Below are 694 nucleotides of genomic sequence, written 5' to 3' on the forward strand. Positions count from 1 at the left end.
TGGCTCTCGGCCACCGCAAGGTCTGATGTTGTGTCCACAACACACAGACGATCATGCGGTGGCCGTCCTCGTTCCCGCGGGACCCGAGGTCACCTCACGAACGGCGACTGCCGTACTAGGCCAGATGTTCGCTCTGGCCGTACGTCACGGCGCGATCCCAACCAACCCAGTCCGCGACACCAGCCGAATCCGCAAGCCTCGCCGTAAGGTCGTCGCCCTCACCGACCAAAACCTCCAAACCGTCCGGGCAGCAATTCGCCAATGGCAGCAACCAGTACCCGGCAAACCCGGACCGCGGCACACCGGCGACCTAGCCGACATCGTCGACCTCATGCTCGCCACCGGGGCCCGCATCGGGGAGATACTCGCCCTACGCTGGGAAGACCTGAACCTGGCCGCCGAACGTCCCACACTGACGATCTGCGGCACACTGGTCTTCGTCAAAGGCAAAGGCTTCTTCCGACAGCCCTGGACCAAAAGCGACGCCGGCTACCGAATGATCACCCTGCCCCGATTCGCCGTCGGCATGCTCCTAGCCCGCAAGGTCATCGCCGCTGACAACCCTCACAACGCGATCTTCGCCTCTCGACGCGGCACCTGGCTATCACCCAACAACGTTCGCCGGCAATGGCGCCAAGCCCGCGCAGACACCGACCTCGCCTGGGTCACCCCCCACACCTTCCGCAAGACCGTG

General features: G+C 64.6%; 1 protein-coding gene. It reads left to right on the forward strand.

What is annotated here, in order from left to right:
• Nucleotides 1-124: 124 nt before the first annotated feature.
• The coding region (locus tag H0524_RS10755) for a tyrosine-type recombinase/integrase (RefSeq protein WP_255435883.1) at nt 125-694 on the forward strand (570 nt) is incomplete at its 3' end.

Origin of the sequence: Salinispora sp. H7-4 (assembly GCF_013416675.1) — a bacterium.
In the GTDB taxonomy this organism is placed as follows: Bacteria; Actinomycetota; Actinomycetes; order Mycobacteriales; family Micromonosporaceae; genus Micromonospora; species Micromonospora vitiensis.